General features: G+C 31.8%; 17 protein-coding genes. All 17 read right to left on the reverse strand.

All coding sequences use genetic code 11. The annotated features are described in order from the left end of the window. Positions 1 to 68: 68 nt before the first annotated feature. Positions 69 to 1,382, reverse strand: coding sequence for a family 43 glycosylhydrolase (locus BTO16_RS11790; RefSeq protein WP_105021882.1), 1,314 nt, complete (start codon positions 1,380 to 1,382; stop codon positions 69 to 71). An 85-nt stretch (positions 1,383 to 1,467) separates the two neighbouring features. After that, a complete protein-coding gene (locus BTO16_RS11795; RefSeq protein WP_105021883.1) occupies positions 1,468 to 3,186 on the reverse strand; it encodes a sulfatase family protein in 1,719 nt (572 codons plus the stop codon). Between the two features lie 23 nt (positions 3,187 to 3,209). Continuing rightward, the gene (locus BTO16_RS11800) at positions 3,210 to 4,397 is read right to left on the reverse strand and encodes a Gfo/Idh/MocA family protein (protein WP_105021884.1); all 1,188 of its coding nucleotides are present in this window, start codon (positions 4,395 to 4,397) and stop codon (positions 3,210 to 3,212) included. Positions 4,398 to 4,425: 28 nt separating this feature from the next. Beyond that, on the reverse strand, positions 4,426 to 5,760 hold the full coding sequence (locus tag BTO16_RS11805) for a Gfo/Idh/MocA family protein (RefSeq protein WP_105021885.1): 1,335 nt from the start codon (positions 5,758 to 5,760) through the stop codon (positions 4,426 to 4,428). A 6-nt stretch (positions 5,761 to 5,766) separates the two neighbouring features. Further along, a complete protein-coding gene (locus tag BTO16_RS11810; RefSeq protein ID WP_105021886.1) occupies positions 5,767 to 7,131 on the reverse strand; it encodes a 3-keto-disaccharide hydrolase in 1,365 nt (454 codons plus the stop codon). A gap of 139 nt (positions 7,132 to 7,270) precedes the next feature. Then, positions 7,271 to 7,927, reverse strand: a complete 657-nt coding sequence (locus BTO16_RS11815; RefSeq protein WP_146105399.1) for a fasciclin domain-containing protein — start codon at positions 7,925 to 7,927, stop codon at positions 7,271 to 7,273. Positions 7,928 to 7,940: 13 nt separating this feature from the next. Further along, positions 7,941 to 9,446, reverse strand: a complete 1,506-nt coding sequence (locus BTO16_RS11820; RefSeq protein ID WP_170064462.1) for a RagB/SusD family nutrient uptake outer membrane protein — start codon at positions 9,444 to 9,446, stop codon at positions 7,941 to 7,943. A gap of 29 nt (positions 9,447 to 9,475) precedes the next feature. Further along, the gene (locus BTO16_RS11825) at positions 9,476 to 12,601 is read right to left on the reverse strand and encodes a SusC/RagA family TonB-linked outer membrane protein (RefSeq protein WP_170064463.1); all 3,126 of its coding nucleotides are present in this window, start codon (positions 12,599 to 12,601) and stop codon (positions 9,476 to 9,478) included. A gap of 577 nt (positions 12,602 to 13,178) precedes the next feature. Then, positions 13,179 to 13,832: a fructose-6-phosphate aldolase gene (fsa, locus tag BTO16_RS11830; RefSeq protein WP_105021890.1), complete on the reverse strand. Its 654-nt coding sequence runs from the start codon at positions 13,830 to 13,832 to the stop codon at positions 13,179 to 13,181. A gap of 10 nt (positions 13,833 to 13,842) precedes the next feature. Further along, positions 13,843 to 15,879 carry a transketolase family protein gene (locus BTO16_RS11835; protein WP_105021891.1) on the reverse strand — a complete coding sequence of 679 codons (2,037 nt, stop codon included), beginning with the start codon at positions 15,877 to 15,879 and terminating at the stop codon, positions 13,843 to 13,845. Between the two features lie 83 nt (positions 15,880 to 15,962). Continuing rightward, positions 15,963 to 17,387 carry a D-xylose transporter XylE gene (gene xylE, locus BTO16_RS11840; RefSeq protein WP_105021892.1) on the reverse strand — a complete coding sequence of 475 codons (1,425 nt, stop codon included), beginning with the start codon at positions 17,385 to 17,387 and terminating at the stop codon, positions 15,963 to 15,965. 75 nt (positions 17,388 to 17,462) lie between these two features. Continuing rightward, positions 17,463 to 18,779, reverse strand: coding sequence for a xylose isomerase (gene xylA / locus BTO16_RS11845; protein ID WP_105021893.1), 1,317 nt, complete (start codon positions 18,777 to 18,779; stop codon positions 17,463 to 17,465). 195 nt (positions 18,780 to 18,974) lie between these two features. Further along, complete coding sequence (locus tag BTO16_RS11855) at positions 18,975 to 20,459, reverse strand: xylulokinase (protein WP_105021895.1); 1,485 nt, start codon at positions 20,457 to 20,459, stop codon at positions 18,975 to 18,977. A gap of 1 nt (position 20,460) precedes the next feature. Further along, positions 20,461 to 21,453 (reverse strand): GntR family transcriptional regulator, encoded by a 993-nt coding sequence (locus tag BTO16_RS11860; protein ID WP_105021896.1) that lies wholly within the window; start codon positions 21,451 to 21,453, stop codon positions 20,461 to 20,463. 158 nt (positions 21,454 to 21,611) lie between these two features. Then, positions 21,612 to 23,180, reverse strand: a complete 1,569-nt coding sequence (locus BTO16_RS11865; protein WP_105021897.1) for a ThuA domain-containing protein — start codon at positions 23,178 to 23,180, stop codon at positions 21,612 to 21,614. 69 nt (positions 23,181 to 23,249) lie between these two features. After that, positions 23,250 to 24,470 (reverse strand): DUF2264 domain-containing protein, encoded by a 1,221-nt coding sequence (locus BTO16_RS11870; RefSeq protein WP_105021898.1) that lies wholly within the window; start codon positions 24,468 to 24,470, stop codon positions 23,250 to 23,252. A 16-nt stretch (positions 24,471 to 24,486) separates the two neighbouring features. Then, the gene (locus tag BTO16_RS11875; RefSeq protein ID WP_105021899.1) at positions 24,487 to 25,782 is read right to left on the reverse strand and encodes a Gfo/Idh/MocA family protein; all 1,296 of its coding nucleotides are present in this window, start codon (positions 25,780 to 25,782) and stop codon (positions 24,487 to 24,489) included. Positions 25,783 to 25,786: the final 4 nt, after the last annotated feature.

Consider the following 25,786-nt stretch of genomic DNA (forward strand, 5'->3'; position numbering starts at 1 on the left):
TTACTTTATAGAAAAAACAAAACTATCCTGTGCTGTACTGAATTTCACACTATTAAAACGTTAAAGTTTTATTGAAAACTAAACCAATCTAAATGTAAAATATCTGTTGATATTCCTTTAAATACTATACAAATATCGCTAACCGCTTTTGTGTTTTTTAAGTGTGCTGTAAAAGTAGCGTAAGAGTTGCTATTTCCTGTTGATGTAATTTTACAAGAACCTACTACTTTTCCACTCGTGTCTTGTATTTCTATAATTCCTTCATTGACAGATGATACAAAGAAACTTATTGATTTTTTATCAGCAATATTTTTAATATTAGGGAAATAAAGTTTTGCATTGTTTTTAATATTCTGAATTTCAAATCCACCATTTGGAGATTCTTTTTTCTCTACTTTTTCTGATTTCATGTACCATTCCGCTTCTATTTTATCCCAATTTGCATCGTATCTACCAATACCTGTTGCAAAATGATTTTTTAAGAAATTAGTATCATCCACCATTTCTCCATTATCTTTATAATGCACGTAAGTTATGTAAGATTCTCTAAATCGAATTTTTTTGTCAGTAACAAATTTACACCAGGTATGAAACCATTGATTATTCCAAGTAAAATAATTACCATGCGCTTGACCCGTTAATCCATAAGTACCATCGCCCGAATTTCCTACAAAATTATACGGTCCATAAATAGTATTAGAAACAGCATATAAAGATCCGGCAGATAAATAATATTTTCCATTGTGTTTGTGTAAGTTTGGTTTATCATTAGAAAACCCATTTTCCTTATTAACAACCATAGGTTTTGGTATTTCTTTTAAAGAAATCATATCTTCTGCAAGTTCTGCGATGTAATATCGCAAACCTTCTATTTTAGAAGAATGATGCCCAAAAATAATATAAGCACGTCCATCCTCTTCAATTAAAACCGTAGGATCATATTCTTTACCTGGTGTTAAATTTTCATCTAACATGGGTTTTCCTAAAACATCGTTGTAAGGACCTTCCGGATTATCTGCAACCAAAACTCCGGTTGATTTATTACCATCAGAAAAATAGAAATAATATTTACCGTTTTTAGTTACGGTTTCTGTTGCCCAACAACTTTTAGAACCTTTTCCCATATAGGTTTCAGAAGGATCAATCTTCAATTCATAGGTCCAATTTACCAAATCTTCTGATGACCAAATATGCCAATCGGGCATTATAAATTGATTTGCATTTCTATCTTCATCACGCGTTGTGTACAAATATGCCTTGTTGTTAAAAATATAAATATGCGGATCTGCCATCCCAAAATCTTTTACAATAGGATTTTGGGCGATTATTTGAGGAGAAATACAGAAAATAATTAATGTAAATATGAGTTTTAAAGAATTCATTTTAAAATATTTTATATTAATTGTTGTTAAAAAAAAGCTCGAAAATTTTCTGATTTTCGAGCTTTTAAAACTTTAAATAAAAGTTTTAGTTTGTAAATTTTTGTGGCGCAGAATATCTACCCGTTCTATTGAGTTCATCATAAATACGCATTTTATAGAAATAGGTTTTTTGAGATTCTAATTTATTTCCAACAAACTTTATTCCTTGTTTTGCATCACTTTCTACCTTGTCGCTATTCCAAACATCACCAATATTATTATCATTATTTTCTTTGGATGAAGAAACCAATATTTGATACCCAGTTTGCTTTTGAGAATTGTTAGAAACTTCCCAACTAAACTGATTTTTATTGAAGGTTACGTTTATAGGATTAAACTCAAAAGGATCTCTATATTCCAAAATTAAAGCTTCTAATTTATTTCGTAATTTATTTGAAACCTCTTGATGTTTTTCATCCTTAATAAGATTGTTTGTTTCTCTTGGGTCTTCTTTTAAATTGTATAATTCTTCAATTGATTTATCATCAACATATCTAAAATATTTCCAATCTTTTGTTCTAACACCTTCACTTGGCGCAATGTTTTTGAAATCCCATAAATGCTCAATTAAAATGGTATCTCTTTTTAAATCAACTTTATCAGTATCTACAAAAGGCTTTAAACTTTTTCCGTGCCAAGTTGCCGGAGCTTGTACACCTGCAAAATCTAAAATTGTTGCAGGAACATCAATATTCAAAGCCATTTCATCAACATCTTTATGGTTTTTATTTCTTGGGTCATAAATAATTAAAGGTACTTTGATGGAATTTTCATACATCAACCATTTTCCAGAAATTTGTCTTTCTCCTAAGAAAAAACCATTATCTCCCATTAAAATTATTATGGTATTATCTGCAATTCCTTTTTGTTCTAATTCCTTTCTGATTTTAGAAATTTCATCATCAATTCCTGCAATCATTCTGTAATATCCTTTTACACTATGTTGATATTTTTCTGGTGTGTCATTTCTCCAAAACCAACGCAAACGATTAAAACCATCTTTTACACGTTGTGGTAATTTATTATAATCTTCATCAGATGAATTATTTGCATCCGGAATTGTAGTATTTTCTAAAATGTGATTGTATTTCTCATCCCAAAAATATTGCTCAACCGTATTATCACTTGCATGAGGTGCAGAAAAACTAAGTTGTAAACAAAAAGGTTTGTCTGATGGTGCTTTTTTGATAAAATCTATCGCTTTTTCTCCTGTATATCGCGTTAAATGAACGGTATCTTTTCCTAAAGTTTTGTAGTAATAACTTGTAATGTCTTTTTTATCATAGCGTAAATCGTAGTTTTCAGAAACGTTATACAGTGAATCTAAGTGTTTATACTTGACTCCGAATTTCCCATATAAACCTGTATAATAACCCGCTTTTTTAAGAATTCTTGGATATGCATTTTGCATATATTCTTCTTTCATTTCGCCAGTTGTAAAACTATAATTATGTGTGCGTTCTTGCAAGCCACTAATAATACTTGCTCTACTTGCAGCACAAATTGGCGTAGTTGCAATGGTGTTTTTAAAGAACACAGCCTTCTCTGCAAGTTGATCCATTTCTGGGGTGTAGGCTAATTTATTACCAGCATAACCAATGGCATCCCAACGTTGATCATCTGTTAAAATAAAAATGATATTTGGTTTTTTCTGTGATATTTCTATTACTGGTTTATTTGAACATCCGAAGAGCAAAAGAGTTGCAAAACTTAAAATTAATACTTGTTTTATTTTTTGATGTGCTATTTTTATAAACTTAATCATTATTCTTTTTTAAAGTATTCAATTTAAATATCAAACCCTGGATTCCAACTTACTATTTCATTATTGTACAAGGCATCTAATCCCATTTGTATTGCAATTGCGGCTCTTGCTCCTGTATAAATATTAGATTCTGGTTCTTTATTATCTAAAATATTTATTTTAAAATCAATTAAAGCTTGTTTCGTTGGATCGGCGTGGGTAATTTTAATTTCTTCTCCGTTATTATAATTTGCTTTTGCTGTGGCGCCAGAAACTCCGTCTACATCCGTATCCATTATTTTTTTCTTTCCTTCAGGATAAAACCAAACTTCATCATAATCAATTAAAATAGTACCCTTATCACCAATTACTTTAATTTGATATCCTTCATTTGCATTGTTTGTTAAACAGGTAAATTTTGCTTTTACGCCATTAGGATAACTGTATATAAGATGAATATTGTCAAAGGTTTCTCTACCATCTTTCCAATAATTTACGCCTCCCATTCCCATTACTTGATCTGGATTTGCCTCTAAAACCCAATTTACAAATTCTATTTGATGTGAAGATAATTCTGCTAATAATCCGCCAGAATATTCCTTGTACATTCTCCAATTTATTTGTCGTTCTAAAGCAGGATCTGGAACTGGTTTTCTCCAGTTTCCATGTCTATTCCATTGGCATTCAAAAGCAGAAATAGTTCCTACTTTTCTTTCTTTAATCAATTCTACAACATGTCTATACAATCTAGAACTATGGTATTGATGACCAACCTGAAAGATTTTGTTCGTATTTTTTACTTTGTTTACTAACGTTTGTATTCCTTCATATCCCTTTGCCAAAGTTTTTTCGCAATACACGTGTTTGCCTGCTTCTAAAGCATCAATGGCAACTTGCGCATGTAAATAAAAAGGAACTGTAATTATAACAGCGTCTATTGTTTTATCTTTTAATAATTCTAAATAATTATCATGCCCTTTAGCAAGACTATTGCTTAATTTTATCCCTTCTTCTAATCGAAACGGAATGTTATCACAACACGCCACAACTTGCAAGCCTTCAATATTTTTTATGATATTTAATAATCCTTTGCCACGAACACCAGTACCAATAATACCAATATTTATAATTTTATCTTTTAATAGATTGTATCCAACACTACCCAGAACAGAAGAAGAAGCTAAGATTCCTGTTGCCAAACTACTTTTTTTTATAAATTCTCTTCTTTTCAATATTGTTTAATTAATGGTTATCAATTTTTTATATTTCCCAACCTGGTTCATACGTACGTGACCATAATTTCATGGCTTCACGATTATAAATCACGCCCGTTGTATCATCAACATCAAAACCACTATTTATTCTGAAAGCAATATTAGCATAATGAACCATTGCCATACTTTTGCTAGCATCATCAATTGGTGCTGTTAAAACGGCTTTACCACGAATGGTGTCAAAAAGATTCTGTACATGTTTGGTTGATGTATCCCCACCACCGCCAAGTGCGGTTCCAGATTCGTTTGAAGTAGTTTTACTATCTCTAATTAGTTTTCCATTTCGATCATATAAAATATACTTCCCTCTATCTACAAATACAGAACCTTCTGATCCATAAATAATTGTACCTCTTCCTGCTCCATAAGTAGTGTAGTTATTACGTGATTTTCCATTCCATTTAATTACTTTATTATCTGCAAATTTAAAGGTAGCTTCCATATCATCATACATTTCCCAACCGTCATTTAAAAATTGACGCTTTTCTGCTTCAACATACACCTGCTTTGGATAATTTACTTGTAGTGCCCATCTTGCAACATCTAATTCATGTGTACCATTATTACCAGCTTCTGCCGTTCCATAATCCCAGCCATACCAATGCCAGTTATAGTTCCAAGTTTCAGAAGTGTAGGCTCTTCTTGGTGCTGGACCTTGCCATAAATCCCAATCTAAACCAGCAGGAATTGGAGCACTTTTTTGCAAAGGCGCTTCACCTCTTCCGTTACTGTAAAAAGCTACAGCTTTATACGGAGTACCAATTATTCCGTTATGAATTTCATTAATAATTTCTATTGTATGCCCAGAAGAACGTTGCTGATTTCCCATTTGCACCACTTTACTGTAGGCTTTTGATGCTTTTACAAGTTGCTCGTTTTCATACATATTATGGCTACATGGTTTTTCTACATAAACATGCTTACCCGCTTTCATGGCCATAATTGAACCAGGAGTATGCCAATGATCTGGTGTAGCATTAATTAAAACATCTACATTTTTATCATCCAAAACTTTTCTGATATCATTCTCCAAATTTGGATTGTAATTAATATGTTGTCTAAATTCCTTTAAGCCTTTTAAACGCTGACTTTCCATTACATCACATAAATACAACAATTTTACATTGCTTTCTTTTGTTGCAATTGGATCTTTAAAAGCACCTAATCTTCTCCCTAAACCAGCTATTGCAACATTTAAACGATCATTTGAACCAATTATATTATTATAACTCTTTGCAGACATTGCCATAGCTGAACTTGCCACTGTTATACCTGCACCAGCTAAAGCTGTTTTTTTTATAAAATTTCTTCTAGAAGTCATTATCTTTTAAAGTTCTTTAATTTTAATGTTTTTAAATGAGACTTTATCTCCATGATCTTGTAAAAGAATTTGTCCTTTTTCTAGCAATCCAAAATTTGGCCATTTCGCATATTTGCTTTCTGAAACAATTTTCAAGAAATCTTTACTTCCTCTTTCATATTCTAATACTTTCATATCATTTAACCAATGTTCTACATGGTTGTTTTTTGAGATGATGTATGCCGAATTCCATTCGCCAATTACCTTCATTGGTTTTGCTGTATTTGCTTCAATTAAATCATATAAAGAACACACCGTTCTGCTTCCTTTATGGTTTCCTAATTTTGCATCAGGATGAAGCGCATCATCTAAAATTTGATATTCTAACCCTATCGATGAACCTTCGCCTTTGTTAATATTAGTGTCAACATAATATTTAATTCCACTATTTGCGCCTGCTGTTAATTTAAAATCGACTTTTAACTCAAAATCTCCATATAATTCTTCAGTTACAATATCTCCACCAGTTGCAGCTTCTGCACCTCCAGAAGACAATACAACTAATTCTCCATCATTAATTTCCCAACCTTTTTCTGGAAACTTATCTAATTTTGCGCCTCTCCATCCATTAGTTGTATTACCATCCCAAAGCATTTTCCAACCTTGTTTCGTTTCATCATCAGTAAGAGTATTTTTAGTATGAACAGGTTTCGCTGTCGTTTTTTTAGTATACTTTTCTAATTCTTGTGTAAGGATTTTAATATTCTTCCAAGAAATAGTAGTTCCTTCTTTTTGATCGCTATGAATACTATGTACTTGCAAGCCAATAAAGCCAGATGCTGTTTTATCATCAATTAAATTGGCTGCAGCAACTCCGTTAATCCAAGTTTTAATGGTATCTTTTATTACTTCAATTCTATAATGGTTCCAATTATTTTGATTAAATACTTTTTTTGATGGTGCATTTTCATCTGCAATAGGATACAACCATTTGCGTCTAGATTCATCATAAATACCAGCGCTCCAAGCTCGTTTAGAAGGATCTATTTCTATTTGATATCCATGAACCCGACCATTTCTGTAATAGGGAAAACTGTTGCTTCGTATTTGAATTCCAGAATTCATACTCGAATCTACTTTAAAATCGAGTTCTAGTATAAAATTACTATAATTTTTGTCTGTAGTTAAAAAAGTATTGGGCGTATTTTTTACAGTTGCTCCCGTAATAACTCCATTTAAAATACTAAATGTGGCTTCTCCTCCTTTTACAGACCAGCCTTTTAAAGAATTACCTTCAATTAAAGATTCCCAAGGAACTTTATCGTTATGTGTTTTTTTACAACTTAAAGATATAATTGTAGCAAAAATAAGAATGATTGAATTTTTAATCATAAAATATATTTTAACTCAAATAAACCCTTTTTTATTGATTTCTCTGTCCTGCACTATACTGCATTATAGTATAGTTTACAAACAAAAAAACTTCTCTAAAACATTTTTCTAGAGAAGTTTTTTAATTATTTAGTTTATGTTATTTAAAAATCTCTAATCTTGTGTGAGTTTCGATTATATGTGCTACAGAATTTCCATTAGAAAAAATATAGTTGTGCAATTTACAACGAGTTCCTAGTGCATTTGGGGATAAACCTGGTGCATAGTTAATACCAATTGAATAATTCCAGTCTCTATCTAAAGTCAAATATGTATTTCCTGGATCACTCGATAAAGTTTTAAATTCATAAAAGGCATCTAAAGTTTTCAAATTACCTGGGCCTTGATCTACATAAACTGGTAAAATATAATACATTAAAATATTTCTTAGTTTTACTGGGTCTGTATCTTCTATCAAAATTGTTTGGCTCCCAAATTCTCTGTTTAAAACAGTATTTACTTTACTTGCATCAGACCAACCTGAATCCTTAAGCAAAAAATAGGTTCTTTTATCTGTTGTATTGCTAAACTCTGCTTCTAAACCTGCATGTTTTATAGCTTTAATCATATAACTATACTCTCCTTTAGGATTTGTTTGCAACCATTCCCATGGCGTTGTTGCGCCAAAAGTAAATTGAGGTTTTGTTTGCGGGTCAAATACAAAAGATTCTTGAACTTCTAAATCGCACCCTGTAAACACTAAAGTGGTGCATATTAATAAAAAAGTATAGATACTTTGTTTTATTGTTTTTTTCATTTTTTTCATGATTTTATTTATAAGCTTCATTTTGTTCTAACTTAGGATTATCTATTAAATGAATGAAATAAATTGGCCAAGTTATTCTAGCTTCTGTTTGCCCATTAATTGGACCCATAACTTCTACAGCTTTACCTGTTCTAACTAGATCCCACCAACGAGTTCCTTCTGCAAATAATTCTAGTTGTCTTTCATCTAAAATAAAATTTTCTAAAGCCGCTTTATCGTTAATGTTTACAATATCTGGAAAAGTACCAGAATTTACTTTTGGCAATCCACGTGCAACTCTAACTCTATCTAATAAATCTACAGCACCTTGTGGGTTATCTAGTTGATTTTCTGCTTCTGCTTTTAACAATAACATATCTGCGTAACGAAATAAAACAATATTAGTATCGTCATCTCTTGGGCTATAGTTTGTTTTGGCATATTTAGAAACTCTTAAATCTTGCACGCTACCAACTTGTGTAATTGTTTCATAATATCTGTAATCTCCATAAATGAGTGGAAGCCCAGTTATTGGGTCTACATCCTTTATTGGTGGTGGTACACCTGGGTATTTTTCGCTCCAACTTAATTCGTTTGTTGGAAATTTTTGCACCCATTTTTGTTGAACTTTAGGAGATATCCAATATCCTGGAACACCTGGAAAATGTAATTGATATACACCAGAAGCTCTATTACCGTCTTCTGCTTGCTCATATCTAAGAGACATAATTAATTCTGTTCCTTTTTGACCTCTATCTGGAAAAGCAATATCATTTAAAAATAAATCTCCCCAAGATGTTCTATCTATCGTAAGCGAATATAATTTTGTATCTATTAATTCTTGAAGTACAATATTTGCCTCTGCTGGCTTATTTAAAAACATTAATACTTTTGCTTTAAATGCAAGCATAGCTCCTACTGAAAATCTTGTTGCATTTGGTCCTGATTGCGAATTTATTAACTTTTCTGCCTCAGCTAAATCTGCAAGTGCTAAGTCTAATACTTCTTTGGCTGTAGATCTTGCCTTAAAAGAGCTTTCATCAAAAGTTAAAGCTGCATCTTTAAAAAGTGGAACACCACCCCAAATTCTATACGCATCAAAATAGGCATAGGCACGTAACGCATAAGCTTCTCCTAACAAATTCTTATTATATAGTGGAATCTCTGGAATTTTTGCAATGGCTAAATTTGCTCTAAAAATCATTCTATATAAATCACCCCAGCTTGCATAATCTGATTGTTCTGGATCTAACTGATTCAAAATTAAAGATTCTGTATCTGCATTTGGTTGCGTTGATGAGACATAATTATCTGATCTAAAATCTCCCCATAGAAAGTGTTTAACCCTGTAAGTACTTTGCATTGCATCATATATAGCTATTACTCCTAACTCTGCATCTGCATTTGTTTTCCAAAATTTAGAATCTGGAATTTGACTTATAGGTTCAAGATCTAAAACATTCTCACATGAACTTGCTAAAAGCAAAAAGACAGCTACTAATGATGATAAAATATATTTACTTTTTTTCATTTTTTTGTTTTTTATTGACAACATAGCTTTTAAAATTGAGCGTTCAAACTAAAAATTATACTTGTTTTATTTGGGTACCTTAAATTATCCCAACCTGGTTCTAAAGGGTTTCCTCTGTTACCTAATTCTGGATTATAACCTTCGTAATTCGTAAAAGTTAAAACATCATTTGCAACAACACTTAATGAAAGGTCGTTAAATATTTTTACTTTCTCTAAAACTTTTTTAGGAAAATTATAGTTTAATCTAATCGTTTGAAGTCTTATAAAATCTCCTTTGCTTACATAATCAGAATCAAAACCTGTTCTATTTTGAATTCTAGAAGACTCTAAACTTGGGAATCTAGTTATATCCCCTTGTTTAACCCAAGCATCTTCAATTCTATCTGGTCCTGGTGTGTATACAGAGTTGCTTGCCTTGTTTCTTGTGTGGTCATATCCTCTATAAATATCGTTCCCAAAAGAAAAATTAAATAAGAATGATAGCGATATATCTCTGTAGCTAAAATTATTATTCCATCCACCTACAAATTCGGCTAGTCCGTTACCAATAATTGTTCTATCATTAGTAGCATCAATTACAAAATCTCCATTTTGATCTTCCCAAATAATATCTCCACCTTTTAAAACGACACCATCAGCTCCTCCTCCAAAAGTTTGTTGTTTTATAACTCCTGTATATAATTGGCCGTTTAGTGTATAGTCTTTAAAGTTATCATTTTCATCAAAATTTGCTGTTAATCTAACCCCAGATTCTGTGTAAGCATTAGATTCATTATATCTATAAATACCTTGATTTTTAAACCCGTACATATTACCAAGAGATTCTCCTGCTTGAATTAAATAACCTCCTGTTTCAAAACCGTCTTCGTCTGCCAATGCTAATACTTTATTTTTATTATACGAAATATTAAAACTTGAAAACCATTCAAAATCTTTAGTCCTTAAAGGTGAGCCTTTTACTTCAACATCAAAACCTCTATTTTCAATAGATCCAATATTTGCAAAAATTGTAGAAAATCCTGTTTCTTGAGGTATGGGTCTTTCATACAACAAATCTGTAGTTGTTTTAATGTAATGATCTACAGCAATCTGCATTCTTCGTCCAAAAAGATTAATATCTACACCATAATTTTGTTGTGCAGTTTCTTCCCATTTTAAATCTGGATTTCCTAATTGAAAAGGTGCAAAACCATTTATACTGTTATAATAATTATTAGAACCATACAATGCTTGTGTTAAATAATCATCAATTCTTTCATTTCCTGTAATTGCATAACTTGCTCTTAATTTAAACTCTGAAAGAAAGCCTAAATTTAAATTTTTTAAAAATTTTTCATTAGAAACTCTCCAACCCACAGAAGCAGAAGGAAAATCTCCCCATTTATTATTAGGACCAAATCTAGAGGATGCATCTCTACGAAAAGTAGCACCAAATAAATATTTTCTTGCATAATCATACGTTACTCTGGCATAGTAAGAAACTAAAGAGTTTTCAAAGCTCTCAGTTCCTGTGTTTGAAACATCAAATTCTGCAACGTTATTAAACGTTTGAATATAATCGTTATTAAAAGCATTTGCTGTAAGAGTAGAGTTTTCTTGGTGCCACTTTTGAACAGAATAACCTAGTAAGCCTGTAAAGCTGTGCCCTCCTTTAAACTTTTTATCATAAGAAAAATAATTTTCACTTTGTATATCATAAGATGTACGTTGTCTTTCTCTACCTGTAATTCTACCACTTAGCACATCAACTGTTTGAGATGGTCTTAGCTCATTAAGTTTTTGCTGATTAAAATTAATACCGATGGTCGTTCTAAAAGAAAGTTCTGGCGTAAATTGATAATTCAAATAGTTAAAAGAAGAAGCTCTATATTGTCTATTATCTTGTATCCCTAAAATAGCTCTTGCTACAGGATTATTTCTTGCAAAACGCTCTCTAATAAATGAACCATCAAAATCATAAATTAAAACATCTGGCTGTCTGTAAGATAATTCTCTAAAAACAGTTCCTTCTGGAATTCCGTCTTGATACTGATATGTAGCAGTTAAACGAGTACCCGCAGATAGTTTTTTACTGATATCAAAACTAAGATTTAGGTTTGTGTTAATTCTTCTAAAATTACTACCAACAATAATCCCTTCTTCGTCTAAAAAACCAGTATTCCAATAAAATTTAGCTGTTTCACTACCACCACTAAACGCAACGTTTACTTGTGTTTTTTGAGCTACTTGTTTAATTAAATCTTGAACATCTACAACTAATTGTGTACGAATACCTAAAGAATCTAATGTTTCTCCAGAAGCATTTGTAGAACCAGTACTTCTTAATGATTCAAATTTATTACGCTGAATAGTATTTGAAACAGGAACTTTATTTCTCAAATAGCTTACAGAATTTTGAACACTAACATTAATTTTGGGTAACCCCGCCTTACCTTTTTTAGTTGATACTAAAACAACGCCATTTGCAGATCTAGACCCATAAATTGCGGCAGAGGCACCGTCTTTTAAAACCTCTATCGACTCAATGTCATTTGGGTTAATATTATCAATATTGTCTACTTGTTGGCCATCTACTACAAATAATGGACCTGTGCCTGAATTAAGTGTAGAAATACCTCTAATTAAAATTTCTGAAGAACTTCCAGGAGCTCCGTTTGTTAAAATTTGTACACCTGCAATTCGCCCTTGTAAACCAGCTAAAGCATCTACAGGAACATTCGCATTTAAATCTTCTGACTTAACAGACGCTAATGAACCTAAAACATCTCGTCTATTAGCTGTACCGTAACCAATAACTACTATTTCTTCTAGTTGCTGGCTACTTTCTGATAAAGTAACATTAACTACCGTTTTGTTACCAGCAGCAACTTCTTTATCTTCAAAACCTAAAGAAGCAAAAACTAAAGTCTTAGATTTATTAATTAATAATTTTATTGTGTAATTTCCATCAAAATCTGTTGAAGTACCATTACTTGTACCTTTTTGAAGCACACTTACTCCTGGCAAGGGAACTCCGTTATTTGAGATAACCACCCCTTTAACAGTAATTGTTTGAGCCTTTGTGGAGAGACTGCATACCATTAAAAACAGAAACGCTAAAAAAAGGCTATTTTTAGTTAACCTATTTGAACGTGTTTTAATTAATTTTTTCATGTTTAAAAGCATTTATTTAAATATTAATTTAAGTTTAGAAAAGATATTAGTGTTTCATCTAAATTCTGATATATACACAAATAAATAATTTTGACTAACAAACTGCATCCTGCACTGTACTGTTTTTTAGATAATAATCATTATTTAGGAAGATTTTAAAAAAAAAAGGTGTTTCAATACTAAAATTATAGATTTATTATTTTTTATGAAAAAAGAATCCAAGGTTACAAATTAGAAGAATAAAAACTTTTTTAATTTAATTTTCCTGTAATTTAATTTGTGTAAAATTTTAAGTATTTTTAAAGCGTTAAAAATAATGTTTCTAACTAGAATTCCAGCTACAAATATATGTTTATAAAACTACTATACAGTCCAAAATAAAGCAATCAATAATCCTTAAAATGTAAAAAGTCCTAAACAACCAGTATAATCTAACTTGAATATTTATTAATAAAAAAAATAGCAAAAATTACACAAAAGGTATACATCTTAAAATTGCTATTTGTAGTACAAAAAAGTTTCATTATTTCTAGTGAGTTAGAAATAATGAAACCTGTTTTTTTAACTAATTTAAGTGCTAATTACCCTTCTTATAATCCTCTAAAAATTGTGCCAAACCACTATCTGTTAAAGGATGTTTTAATAACCCTGTAATAGATGATAAAGGTCCAGTCATTACATCAGATCCTAATTTAGCACAGTTAATAACATGCATTGTATTACGCACTGATGCTGCTAAAATTTGTGATTTAAATCCGTAATTATCATAAATCAATCTCATTTCTGAAATTAAATTTAACCCATCTGTAGAAATATCATCTAATCTTCCTAAAAAAGGAGATACGTAAGTTGCTCCTGCTTTTGCTGCTAACAATGCTTGTCCTGCAGAAAAAATAAGCGTCATATTTGTTTTAATTCCTTTATCAGAAAAATATTTACACGCTTTTACACCATCTGCAATCATTGGTAATTTTATCACAATTTGAGAGTGTAAAGCGGCTAATTCTTCTCCTTGCTGAATCATTCCAGCATAATCTGTTGCAATTACTTCTGCAGAAACATCTCCTGCTACTAAATCACATATTTTTTTATAATGATTTAAAATATTTGCTGCTCCTGTAATTCCTTCTTTTGCCATTAAAGACGGATTTGTAGTTACGCCATCTAAAACCCCTAAAGCTTCTGCTTCTGCAATATCATTCAAATTTGCTGTATCAATAAAAAATTTCATACGTTTATTTTTAAACTGTTTTTAAATATGCTAATACTTGTTGACTTACTTTTTCTCCTGTAAAACCAAACTTTTCATCCAACACATTTGCAGGTGCAGAATACCCAAAATGATCCAATCCAAATACTTTTCCTGCGTCACCAACTAAGCCTTCTAAATTAACTGGCAAACCTGCTGTTAAACCAAATAAAGGTTTGTTTTTTGGGATGATACTTTGCTGATATTCTTTAGATTGTAATCTAAATAATCCTTCAGAAATTACCGAAGCGATATTTACTTTTAGGCCGTTTTCTTTTTCTAAAATTTCGGCTGCTGCCACTAATGTTGCAACTTCAGAACCATTTGCAATTAAAACAACATCCGGATTTGCTACTTCTTTTACCAAATAACCCCCTTTTTCTGCCGCTAATGCTTCTTGATATCTTGATGATTTTGTTGCTGGTAAATCTTTAATGCCCTGTCTTGATAAAATTAAACCTGTTGGTGTATTTTTATTTTCTAAAGCCATTTTCCAAGCAACACTTGTTTCTGCAGAATCCGCAGGACGTAATGCTAAGAAACTCGGATTTCCACTATGATTTTTTAATTTTTCTAACAAACGAATTTGTGCTTCTTGTTCTAAGGGTTGATGTGTTGGTCCGTCTTCTCCAACTCTAAAAGCATCATGTGTCCATACATATTTTACACCTAATTCTTGAATTCCGCTTAAACGAATCGCTGGTTTCATATAATCTGAAAACACAAAAAATGTTGCAACTACAGGAATAATTCCGCCGTGTAAAGCTAGTCCGTTTGCAATACAAGACATCGTTAATTCTGCCACTCCGGCTTGTAAAAACGATCCCGAAAAATCACCTTTTTTCAGTGCGTGTGTTTTCTTTAAGAATCCATCCGTTTTATCAGAATTTGATAAATCTGCAGAAGAAACAATCATGTTTTCTACATTTTCAGCTAAATACCCTAAAATACTTGATGACGCCGCTCTTGTTGCCAATCCGTCTTTATGTGCAATCGATTCAAAATCTAATGCTGGTAATTCTCCTGATAAAAAGAAATCTAATTTTGTTGCTAATTCAGTGTTTGAATTTCTCCAAGTTGCAATTTCTGCTTTCTTTTCTGATGCTTTTGCTGTTTTTTCTTTTAATAAATTCTGATAAAATGCGCTTACATCTTTATAAATATCAAAAGGACTTTCTGGATTTGCTCCTAAATTTGAAAGTGTTTTTGCGTAATCTGCTCCTGTATGACCAATTGGTTGACCGTGTAATTCACATTCGCCTTCAAAGGTTTTATCATCTGCAGTAACACAACCTTTCCCCATAATTGTTTTACCAATAATTAAGGTTGGTTTTTCAGTTTCGTTATTTGCATCTTTTAATGCTTTTCTAATTTCATCGTGATTATGTCCATCAATGGTAACCACATTCCAACCCCAAGCTTTGTATTTCATTTCGGTATCTTCAGAAGTTACCTCGTCTGTTGGTGTTGATAATTGAATATCATTAGAATCATAAAACATAATAAAATTACTCAAACCTAAATGACCTGCAATTCTACCTGCTCCTTGAGAAATTTCTTCTTGAACTCCTCCATCAGAAATAAAACCATATACTTTATGATTCATCCAATCTCCAAAACGAGCTTTCAAAAAGTTTGCTGCAATTGCTGCACCAACACCCATTGTATGTCCCTGTCCTAAAGGTCCAGATGTATTTTCAATTCCTCTTTTTACATCCACTTCTGGATGACCAGGAGTTATAGAACCCCATTGTCTAAAATTAGCAACATCCTCTTTTTCATAATTACCCAATAAATAATATTGCGCATACATTAATGTTGATAAATGACCAGCATCCATAAAAAAACGATCTCTAAATGCCCAAGTCATATCTGAAGGATCGAAGTTAAAGAACTCTGAATATAGAATGTGCATAAAATCTGCACCTCCCATTGGTCCTCCTGGGTGACCAGAATTTGCTTTTTCTACCATTGCAACAGCCAATGCTCTAATATTATCTGCTGACTGTTGGTCTATTTTCTTATTCATTATTTTATTTATATTTATAAATTAATCCAGTTGAAAAGAAAATAGTCAACTGGATTAATTATTATTTTAAATTGCTTTTATAATTACTTCTTTTGCCAAAGTTCTTCCATCTCTTCTAGTGTTTTCCCTTTTGTTTCTGGAACAAATTTTAGAATAAATAACATGGCTAAAATGCTCATAATTCCGTAGATCCAATAAGCAAAACCGTTATTAAATTTTTCTGTTAAATACGAATTATCATTCATCATTGGGAAAGTTAAAGACACTAAATAGTTAGAGATCCATTGTGCTGCAACTGCAATTGCTAGAGCTTTTCCTCTAATTTTATTCGGGAATATTTCTGCTAGTAAAACCCAAGCAACAGGTCCCCAACTCATTGCGAAACTTGCAACATATAACATCATACAAAACAATGCTAAATAACCAGTTGCGCCAGAATAAAATACAAAACCTAAAGACAACATGGCAACAGCCATACCAAATGCACCAATGACCATTAATGGTTTTCTACCATATTTATCTACTGTTTTTACTGCAACAATGGTAAATAAGAAGTTAACAACACCAACAATAATCGTCATCAACAACGCACTATCTGTACCTGATGAAATTGTTTTAAAGATTTCTGGAGCATAATATAAAACTACATTAATTCCCACAAATTGCTGGAATACAGAGATTAAAATCCCTATAATAATAACTAGCCAACCAAAAGATAAAAGTTTAGCTGAAGTTTTTTCGTCCATAGACGCTTGTATTTCTGCCAAAATTCTATTTCCTTCTACTTCACCATTTACTTTTACTAAAACAACCAAAGCTTCTTCTGGTTTATTTCTCAATACCAAAGAACGAGGTGTATCTGGCACAAAAAATAATAGTCCTAAAAACAAACTTGCAGGAATTACTTCTGATGCAAACATCCATCTCCAACCAATAGTATTTAACCATTCATCTGAACCACCACTTCTTGAAATAATATAGTTTACAAAATATACAACCATAAAACCACCAACAATTGCAAGCTGATTAAAAGAAACTAACTTTCCTCTACTTTTTGCGGGTGCAATTTCTGCAATGTATAAAGGTGATAACATTGATGCTAAACCAACTCCAATACCACCAATAACTCTATACACAATAAAAATTGTAGAAAAAGTATGATCTAACTCACCAATTGGTGCTAAAAACATTTCTGGCATTGCAGAACCTAGAGCCGATATTAAAAATAGAACAGCTGCTAGAATTAATCCTTTTTTTCGACCTAGTTTTTTACTAACTAAACCTCCAAAAATTCCACCAATTACACAGCCTATTAATGCACTAGACACTAAAAAACCTTTAAAGGCACTTGCTGCTGTTTCTGATAATGCTTTTGGAAGCACAAAAAAACTATCTAAAGAACCAACTGTTCCTGATATTACACCTGTGTCATATCCAAACAATAAACCTCCTAAAGTTGCAACTAAAGTAAGTTTAATAAGATATCCTGAATTTGTTGTTTGTGCCATAAATTTATTTTAGGTTGTTGATTGATTATTAAAAAAGCTCAAAGGTTATTCTAACTTTTGAGCTTTAAGATACATTTATATATATTGATTAATTATATTCTCAAACAATTCTTGCTTTCCGCTTTGTAAAGTTAACTCACCATTTTCTTGAGCAATTTTATACAAATCTGACAATTCTAATTTCCCAGCTTCAAAGTCTTTACCTTTTCCTGAATCAAAAGAAGAATATCTCTTTTCTCTCAAAGAATTGTAAGATGATGATTGCATAATTTTATCAGCAGTAATTAAGGCTCTTGCAAATGTATCTGCTCCGCCAACATGTGCATGAAAAACATCTTCCATATCTGTTGAGTTTCTTCTAATCTTTGCATCAAAATTAACTCCTCCACCTTGTAAACCTCCAGCTTGTAAAAACACTAACATTGCTTCTGTAGTTTCTTGAATGTTGTTTGGAAACTGATCTGTATCCCAACCATTTTGGTAATCTCCTCTGTTTGCATCTATACTTCCTAACATTCCTGCTTTGGCAGCAACCGCTAATTCGTGTTGCATTGTATGTTGTGCTAAAGTTGCGTGGTTTACCTCAATATTCATTTTAAAATCTTTGTCTAAACCGTATTCTTTTAAGAAGCCTATTGCAGTTGCAGAATCAAAATCATATTGATGTTTCATCGGTTCCATTGGTTTTGGTTCTATGAAGAAAGTTCCTTTAAAACCTTGTGCTCTTGCATAATCTCTTGCCATGGTTAAAAACTGTGCCATGTGATCAAGTTCACGTCCCATATCTGTATTTAACAAAGACATATAACCTTCTCTACCTCCCCAAAAAACGTAATTTTCTCCACCTAACTTAATGGTTGCATCTAAAGCTAATTTTACTTGACCACCAGCTCTTGCAACTACATTAAAATCAGGATTTGTAGCAGCACCATTCATGTAACGAGGATTAGAAAAACAGTTTGCTGTTCCCCATAATAATTTAACGCCACTTTCTGCTTGTTTTCCTTTGATGTAATCTGTAATGGTATCTAATCTTTTTTCTGATTCTGCAAAAGTTGCTCCTTCTTGAATTAAATCATAATCATGGAAACAGTAGTAATCGAAGCCCATTTTGTTGATAAATTCGAATGCTGCATCTGCTTTGTCTTTTGCTGCTTGTATTGCATCTGATGATTTGTCCCACTCAAAACTTTGTGTTCCTGGACCAAAAGGATCTCCTCCTTGACCACAGAAAGTATGCCAATATGCAATTGAAAACTTAAACCATTCTCTCATTGTTTTCCCTGCAACAACTTGCTCTGGATTGTAATATTTAAATGCTAAAGGATTGTCTGATTCTTTGCCTTCGAATTGAATTTTATTGATTCCTTTAAAATATTCTTTGTTTGCCATTTTGATAAATGTTTAATTGTTTATTTGTGTAATTGTTGTTTTATGTACTGGATTTGCGTTAGGGATTGCAATGGAAATCCTTTTTGCTGTCAGTTCGAGTGAAATTTCTTTTTCAGAAATTTTGTATCGAGAACAAGCAAAAAGATTGTATTGGAAAGCCCGACCTTTTTTGGTAACGCCCAAAACACTCTGTTTTTATTGTTTATTTAAAACCAATTCTAATTCTTTTTTCCAATTGTTATAAGCTTCTAAATATGGTTTTTTGTCTTTAAAGGGCATAAATGTCATTACGTGATCGTTGTCCATAATCGATTTGCTAAATGCTTCAAAATTTCCCGTATGAAGGTTCGCTGCTCTTGCGGCACCAATTGCGCCGGTTGTGTTGTAAATTTCAATTTCTTGCTGAATTAAAGTTGCTACCGTATTGGCAAAAATTTCTGAACGAAATAAATTATCATTTCCTGCTCTGATAACGGTTGGATTAATTCCGTCTGATTTTAAGATTTCCATTCCGTAATAAAAAGAGAACGCAATACCTTCTAAAGCGGCTCTGCACATATGACCTTTATGATGATTGTTCAGGTTCATATTTACGATTCTAGTGCCAATTTCTTTGTTGTTTAACATGCGTTCTGCGCCGTTACCAAAAGGAATTAAACAAACACCGTCTGAACCAACAGGAATTTCTGAAGCCAATGTATTCATCTCTTCATAAGAACTTACTGCCAAGTTATTTAGCAGCCATCTGTATTGAATACCTGCACCATTGATGTTTAATAACTTCCCTATTCTTTTGCTATTTTTTGAATAATTTACGTGTGCAAAATTGTTCACTCTCGTACTTTCTTTTCCTGATAAACTATCTGTAACTGCATACACAACTCCTGATGTTCCTCCAGTTGCAGCAACTTCTCCGGGATTAAATACGTTTAAAGAAAGTGCATTGTTTGGCTGATCGCCTGCTCTGTAATAAATTGGAGTTCCTGCAGCAATGCCACTTTCTTTTTCTCCTTTTTCATCTACTAAAGATTGAATACCAAAAGTATCTACAATATCTGGCACTAAAGATTGGTCAATTCCGTAATATTCTAAAAGAAAATCGGCAACTGAATCGTTTTTAAAATCCCAGAAAATCCCTTCGGATAATCCTGAAATAGTAGTGTTTATTTTATCTGAAAATTTATAGGCGATATAATCTCCAGGCAACATAAACTTATAAATCTGCTTATAAATGTCTGGTTCATTTTCTTTTACCCATTTTAATTTTGATGCTGTAAAATTTGCTGGTGAGTTTAATAAATGTGAAGCACATTTTTCTTCGCCAATTTCTGCAAAAGCATTGTTACCAATTTCTACAGCTCTAGAATCGCACCAAATAATAGATTTACGTAACGGATTTCCTTTCTTATCAACCAACACCAAACCATGCATTTGATATGAAATACCAATACCTTTTATTTGTGTTCTGCTAACGTTATATTGCTTTTTTAAACTTGTAATAGCATTACAAATATGCAGCCACCAATCGTTTGGCTTTTGTTCTGCCCAACCATTTTTTTGAGCGAACATGCTCATTTCTTCTTTGGGCTCTTGAACAACTCCAACACTTTTTCCCGTTGAAATTTCTACTAATGCAGCTTTTATGGAAGAACTTCCAATATCTAATCCTAAATAATACATATTATAATGATTCTCTTACTATTAATTTGGTTGGTACATAATGCTGAACAGGTTTATTTTGAGTAACAAATTCTGCAGCCTTGGTTCCTAATTCTTCAAAGTCTGTTGAAATGACAGAAATGCCTTTATAAATAAATTTTTTCATAGGTGTTTCGTTGTACGATAGAAACCCTACATCTACTCCTGGTTCAAAATTTTGGGTTTTGCATTGTTCTAAAAACTTGCCTAACATTCTGTCGCTTGTGCTAATGTAGGCAACGTTTTTTTCTACTTTAAATAATTTTGGCTCTGTTATTATTTCATGTTCAAAATTGAATAACTCAACATATTTTTTAAAATTAAGAATAGATTCTTTTGGATGAAATGTAAAAGTTGGATATAAAAAAACTAATTTTTCATATTTTCTAAAAACTTGAACAGCGTCTTTTAAAGCATCGAAAAAAGCTTTTCCAAAATCTTGAAACACATAATTATTATTTTTGTTAGAATGGATATTCCAATCGATCAATAATAATTTATCGTTATCAATATTTGAGATTACAGAAGACACCTCATCGTTATCAAAAGTCATAACTACATATTTATAATACTTACCTTTACTGTTGTTTAAAATCGTTTTAAAATTATCTATATTATAATGATGAAATTGAACATCTGTAATAATATTATCTGGTAAATTATTTATAAAAGAGTGATAAAGAACTTCTTTATAGGCTTTAAACGTATCTAAAACCAACAAAACTTTTCGAGTTTCATTCGCAATATAATAGCCTTTACTTGGCACTGATTTTATAACACCTTGATTCTTTAAAATAGTATATGCTTTAAAAACAGTATCTCTAGAAAGTTTATACAAACCGCACATTTTATTTACGGAAGGCAATGCATCGCCTTCTGACAAAAGATTATTTGAAAGCTCATTATTTATAGCATTTACCAACTGCTGATATTTAGGCACTCCGCTATTAATTTTGATGTTAAAATTTAATTTCATAAGACCATTCTGTTCTGTTTTCTAAATATAGTAATAAAATTTAATTTGTTGTTTTAACCATTATTCTTTTAGTATTTATTTTAAAATCTTTAAAAGATAAAGTTTCATAAATTCCTTTAAATAAATGTTAATGAGATATTTACTCTATTTTTTTTAATTCAATTAGTTTGTTTTTCAAATTTTATAGGCAACTTTCTAATTGATTTTATCTGAACATTTTTATAAAAAACCTCTGCTGCTTCAGACTGAATTTGAATACGTCCTTTTGTTAACGGTACAATTTCGTCATCACTGTTTTTATATCTTGAATTATACAAAGCCAACACCACTTTTCCGTTTACAACATGATAGCTTGTTCCTTCAAAAGAAATTAATTCCAAAGTATTCCATTGTCCATGTGGATTTTCGTTATCAAAACCTTTATTACAGTGATTTGGAGGCAAACGTTGTAAACTCGAAAACGGATTCAAATCTCCATTTTTTATATACTTAAACTCTTTTTCTCCTTCTTTTATTTCTGATGGAATATCAATTAATGTTCCGCTTAAACCATAATAATCGCCTAAATCTCCTTCTTGAACTTGAAATTCTTGCGATGACATCCAAACATTCCAAAAAGCATCTTTTGCTCCATAACAGTGATATAGAATTCCGCTGTCTCTTTTTCTTTTTAAACGAGGTTCCCAAATTTGTTCTCCCCACTTAAATTGTAGTTTTAAATGATAGTTTTCATATTCTTGTTTCGTCGTTAAAGCCCCATAAATTTCACCAGAAATATGCAAGATGTTTTCTCCGTTTTCTTTTTCAAAAATGAACACCTTTTTAGGATCCTTATTTAAACCTAAAGGAGCTGCGTTTTTACCATCACTTTTTGGATCTACATTTTCTAAACCTTTTACAGTTGCATGCGGCGCGCCAATAAAAACATCCCAATTTTTAGAAGGATCACCCTCAAAAAGGTTCGTCCATTTTTTTGTGGATGGCTTTTTAATTTGTGCTAAATCTGCTGCCCAAAGAATAGCGCCTTTGATCATTTTTTGAAAACGAACATCAGCATACGATTCTTCTGTATGACCTAAACCAGTGTAAAAAATTCTACCACCATCAAAATGATGAAACCAAGTAATTGGATGATTTTTGGTGTTCATCTGATTTCCTTTATAAGAACTCTCATCAACAGTTGCCAAAATATTTACGTGTTTTGCAACAGGTTTTAAAAAATTATACCACTCATCTTTAAAAACCTCTTTCTTCTTTAAATGATTAATTGCAGGATGTTCTGTAGATTTATCAAAATATACCGTTGCATTTTGCACTTTTGGATGGTCTTTAAAAGTTGCGCCAATCATTTCTGCAAGCCAAGGCCATTCTTTTTCGGTGTCTGATGCAGCATGAATTCCAACAAAACCATTTCCGTTTGCAATATATTTTTGAAATGCTTTTTTCTGATATTCATCAAAAATATCTCCTGATGTATTTAAGAAAACAAGTACATTATATTTCTTTAAATTTTCGGTTGTAAAATCATTTCCATTTTCAGAAAAATCGATTTTCCAATTGGTTTCTTTTTTTAGACTATTGAAAAACTCGACTCCGGCAGGAATTGATTTATGCCTAAAAGCACCTGTTTTTGAAAACACAAAAATGGTAGGTTCCTTTTGTTGTGCAAATTCACAATTAACTGTAAATAAAGCTAAAAAAATAATTACGATTTTCTTTAAATTCATTTAAATACTATTTTTGGTTAAGCAAGGGTACAGCTTCAAATTTCAATACATGTCCTGTACTGTGCTGACTCATTTATTTTTTGCCCAAATTTTCTTTTGGCTCCAATCTTTTGAATTATCTGTCCAAAAAAGATTGTCTGAAGCCAAACCTAACACTAAAAAAATTTCTGTACAGATATATAAACTTCCTGTAGAAATATAACGTTCTGCCATTTCTGGTTGATGTCCATAAAAACCAATGGTTAACCAACCATTCTCATCAAACATATCTTTGGCTTCTAAATGTTTTTTAATAACTGCTTTAAATGCTGATCGAACTTGACTTGGTGTAATCTGTGTTGGTAATTTTTCAAACAACGCAATTTGTGAAAGTGCTTGAAATGCGCCAAATCTATAAGTTAATGAACGCCCAATTGGCGGATACGTTCCTTCTGGAGAAATTAATTTTTCTTGAATGATAGCGTATTGTTTTGCGCGGTTTAAAACTTCATCATATGCTGATTGTGCATTTTCATAACGCCAATTAGCAAGGTTTCCTTTTTTAGAAATTAACACATTCCAAATATCCAATAACATTGGATGAATGACAAAACTATTGTAATAATCCCAATGAAAGTTAGGACCATCGCCATAAATGCCGTCACCTAAATACCATTCTTTATGTTTGTTTAAAGCATACTGAATTCTAACCATATCTGCTTCTCCTTCAAATTTTAGAATTGCCGCTTCAATCATCGCTGTAAATAATAACCAATTGTTATAACCTGGAGATAATCTTCTTGTTTTCTTTAAAGCGATTAAAATGTTTTTTTGAGTATTAATATCTAATCTTTCCCATAATTGGGTTGGCGCTCTTAATAAACCTTGCGCTAAAAAAGCAGCATCAACTAAAGCTTGACTACCATCACTAAAATTTAAATAATCTGCTGATGTTGGATTGGTTGCATTTTTTAAACATTGCAACGTCATCAGAATGTATTTTTTTCTTAATTTTCCTTCATCAGAAGCATCTAAACCTAACTCTAACCAAGGTGCAATTCCGGATAAAGTTCTACCAAAAGCTTCTAAATGTGTAAATTTTGATCTATCATTTACAGCATCCGAAGAGATTTCTACCGGCATTATTTTTTTGAGTTCATTTTTACTCAACGCATCTAAAACTGGGTGTGCAATTTTTAACATGGCGTCTACATAAAATTGACGATCTTGATTTTTAGTTTGTGCCAGAAATGTATTTGAATTGGCTGTAAAGGCTATGATAAAGCTTAAGAGTATTAGTTTTAATTTCATTAGATATTGTGTAATTTTAAAATTTTCTAGGTATTCTTTTACGCATTTTATTCGCTTGTTTATTATTGATGAATTTCTCTTTTTTAGGATTCCAATCTAAAGTTTCACCCAATTCATAAGCTATGTTCGCGATATTGCAAACACTTGCAGTTCTGTGACCAATTTCTGCACCAGAAATAGTTTCTGATCTATTTTTTATAGCAGTTAACCAATCTTGATAATGATTTCCTTCTGATGGTTTTGTATTTATAAAACTAGGAGTTTCTTGCTGATTTGTTCCTGCATCAATCTCTAAATATTTTCTACTTACATCTAACGTTCCATTAGAACCTATAAAACGAACACCCCATTCTCTTCCAAAATCTTCATGAACCATTTCAATACCGTTTTCATAAAACATTCGCAAACCTCTTTTTGCATTTGGATCTTTAGGTGGGCTATATTTTACAGGTCCTGTAGCGTCCATTCCTAAAACCCATTGCGCCACATCAAACATGTGTGCTCCCCAATCTGATAAAATTCCTCCTCCAGTTTCTTTAAAATCTCTCCAATCTGGATAAAAACTCACTTTACTTGGTGCAATTCTATTATTATAAGTTAAAAGTGGCGCTGGTCCACACCATTTATTCCAATCAATTCCATTTGGTAAAACCTCTTCTGGTAAATCGTAATTTCTAGCAGGATCACCAACATTTACCAATACTTTTTTAACGTCTCCAATTCTTCCAGAGTTTACAATATCACTTGCTTTTTGAAAACGTTCCCAAGAGCGTTGCATACTTCCTGTTTGAAAAACTGCTTTTGTTTTTTGTGCAGTGTCTACAAGGGCTCTTCCGTCTGCAATTGAGTTTGTTAAGGGTTTTTCACAATAAACATCTTTCCCAGATTTCATTGCATCAATAGCTTGAATAGCGTGCCAATGATCTGGAGTTGCTACTAAAACGGCATCAATATCTTTTCTTTCTAAGAGTTCTTGATAGTCTAAATAAGTAATTAGGCTTTTATAGGAATCTATATTTTTGTGTTTGGAATACAACCCTTCTACATGGCTTTGAAAATTGGCTCTTTTTGTATCCCAAACATCACTTCCTGCAACAATCTGAGCATCCTTAGTATTCCATAAAAATTTATTAGCGAGTATGCAACCTTGTTTTCCTAAACCAATAAAACCTAAATTAATTTTATCACTCGGTGGCGTATAACCTCTTCCTAAAACATGTCTTGGCACAATGGTAATTGCAGCAAAAGCTAAAGAAGTATTTCTAATAAAATCTCGTCTAGAAACGTTAAATTTTTTTGATTTTTCTATCATAAGT

It is taken from the genome of Polaribacter glomeratus, assembly GCF_002954665.1.
GTDB classification, from domain to species: domain Bacteria; phylum Bacteroidota; class Bacteroidia; order Flavobacteriales; family Flavobacteriaceae; genus Polaribacter; species Polaribacter glomeratus.

What these genes read in the sequence shown, in the direction of transcription:
- BTO16_RS11790 (WP_105021882.1), bottom strand. Translation starts at nt 1,382, where the DNA reads ATGAATTCTTTAAAACTCATATTTACATTAATTATTTTCTGTATTTCT.
- BTO16_RS11795 (WP_105021883.1), bottom strand. Translation starts at nt 3,186, where the DNA reads ATGATTAAGTTTATAAAAATAGCACATCAAAAAATAAAACAAGTATTA.
- BTO16_RS11805 (WP_105021885.1), bottom strand. Translation starts at nt 5,760, where the DNA reads ATGACTTCTAGAAGAAATTTTATAAAAAAAACAGCTTTAGCTGGTGCA.
- BTO16_RS11810 (WP_105021886.1), bottom strand. Translation starts at nt 7,131, where the DNA reads ATGATTAAAAATTCAATCATTCTTATTTTTGCTACAATTATATCTTTA.
- BTO16_RS11815 (WP_146105399.1), bottom strand. Translation starts at nt 7,927, where the DNA reads ATGAAAAAAACAATAAAACAAAGTATCTATACTTTTTTATTAATATGC.
- BTO16_RS11820 (WP_170064462.1), bottom strand. Translation starts at nt 9,446, where the DNA reads ATGAAAAAAAGTAAATATATTTTATCATCATTAGTAGCTGTCTTTTTG.
- BTO16_RS11825 (WP_170064463.1), bottom strand. Translation starts at nt 12,601, where the DNA reads ATGAAAAAATTAATTAAAACACGTTCAAATAGGTTAACTAAAAATAGC.
- fsa (WP_105021890.1), bottom strand. Translation starts at nt 13,832, where the DNA reads ATGAAATTTTTTATTGATACAGCAAATTTGAATGATATTGCAGAAGCA.
- BTO16_RS11835 (WP_105021891.1), bottom strand. Translation starts at nt 15,879, where the DNA reads ATGAATAAGAAAATAGACCAACAGTCAGCAGATAATATTAGAGCATTG.
- xylE (WP_105021892.1), bottom strand. Translation starts at nt 17,387, where the DNA reads ATGGCACAAACAACAAATTCAGGATATCTTATTAAACTTACTTTAGTT.
- xylA (WP_105021893.1), bottom strand. Translation starts at nt 18,779, where the DNA reads ATGGCAAACAAAGAATATTTTAAAGGAATCAATAAAATTCAATTCGAA.
- BTO16_RS11855 (WP_105021895.1), bottom strand. Translation starts at nt 20,459, where the DNA reads ATGTATTATTTAGGATTAGATATTGGAAGTTCTTCCATAAAAGCTGCA.
- BTO16_RS11860 (WP_105021896.1), bottom strand. Translation starts at nt 21,453, where the DNA reads ATGAAATTAAATTTTAACATCAAAATTAATAGCGGAGTGCCTAAATAT.
- BTO16_RS11865 (WP_105021897.1), bottom strand. Translation starts at nt 23,180, where the DNA reads ATGAATTTAAAGAAAATCGTAATTATTTTTTTAGCTTTATTTACAGTT.
- BTO16_RS11870 (WP_105021898.1), bottom strand. Translation starts at nt 24,470, where the DNA reads ATGAAATTAAAACTAATACTCTTAAGCTTTATCATAGCCTTTACAGCC.
- BTO16_RS11875 (WP_105021899.1), bottom strand. Translation starts at nt 25,782, where the DNA reads ATGATAGAAAAATCAAAAAAATTTAACGTTTCTAGACGAGATTTTATT.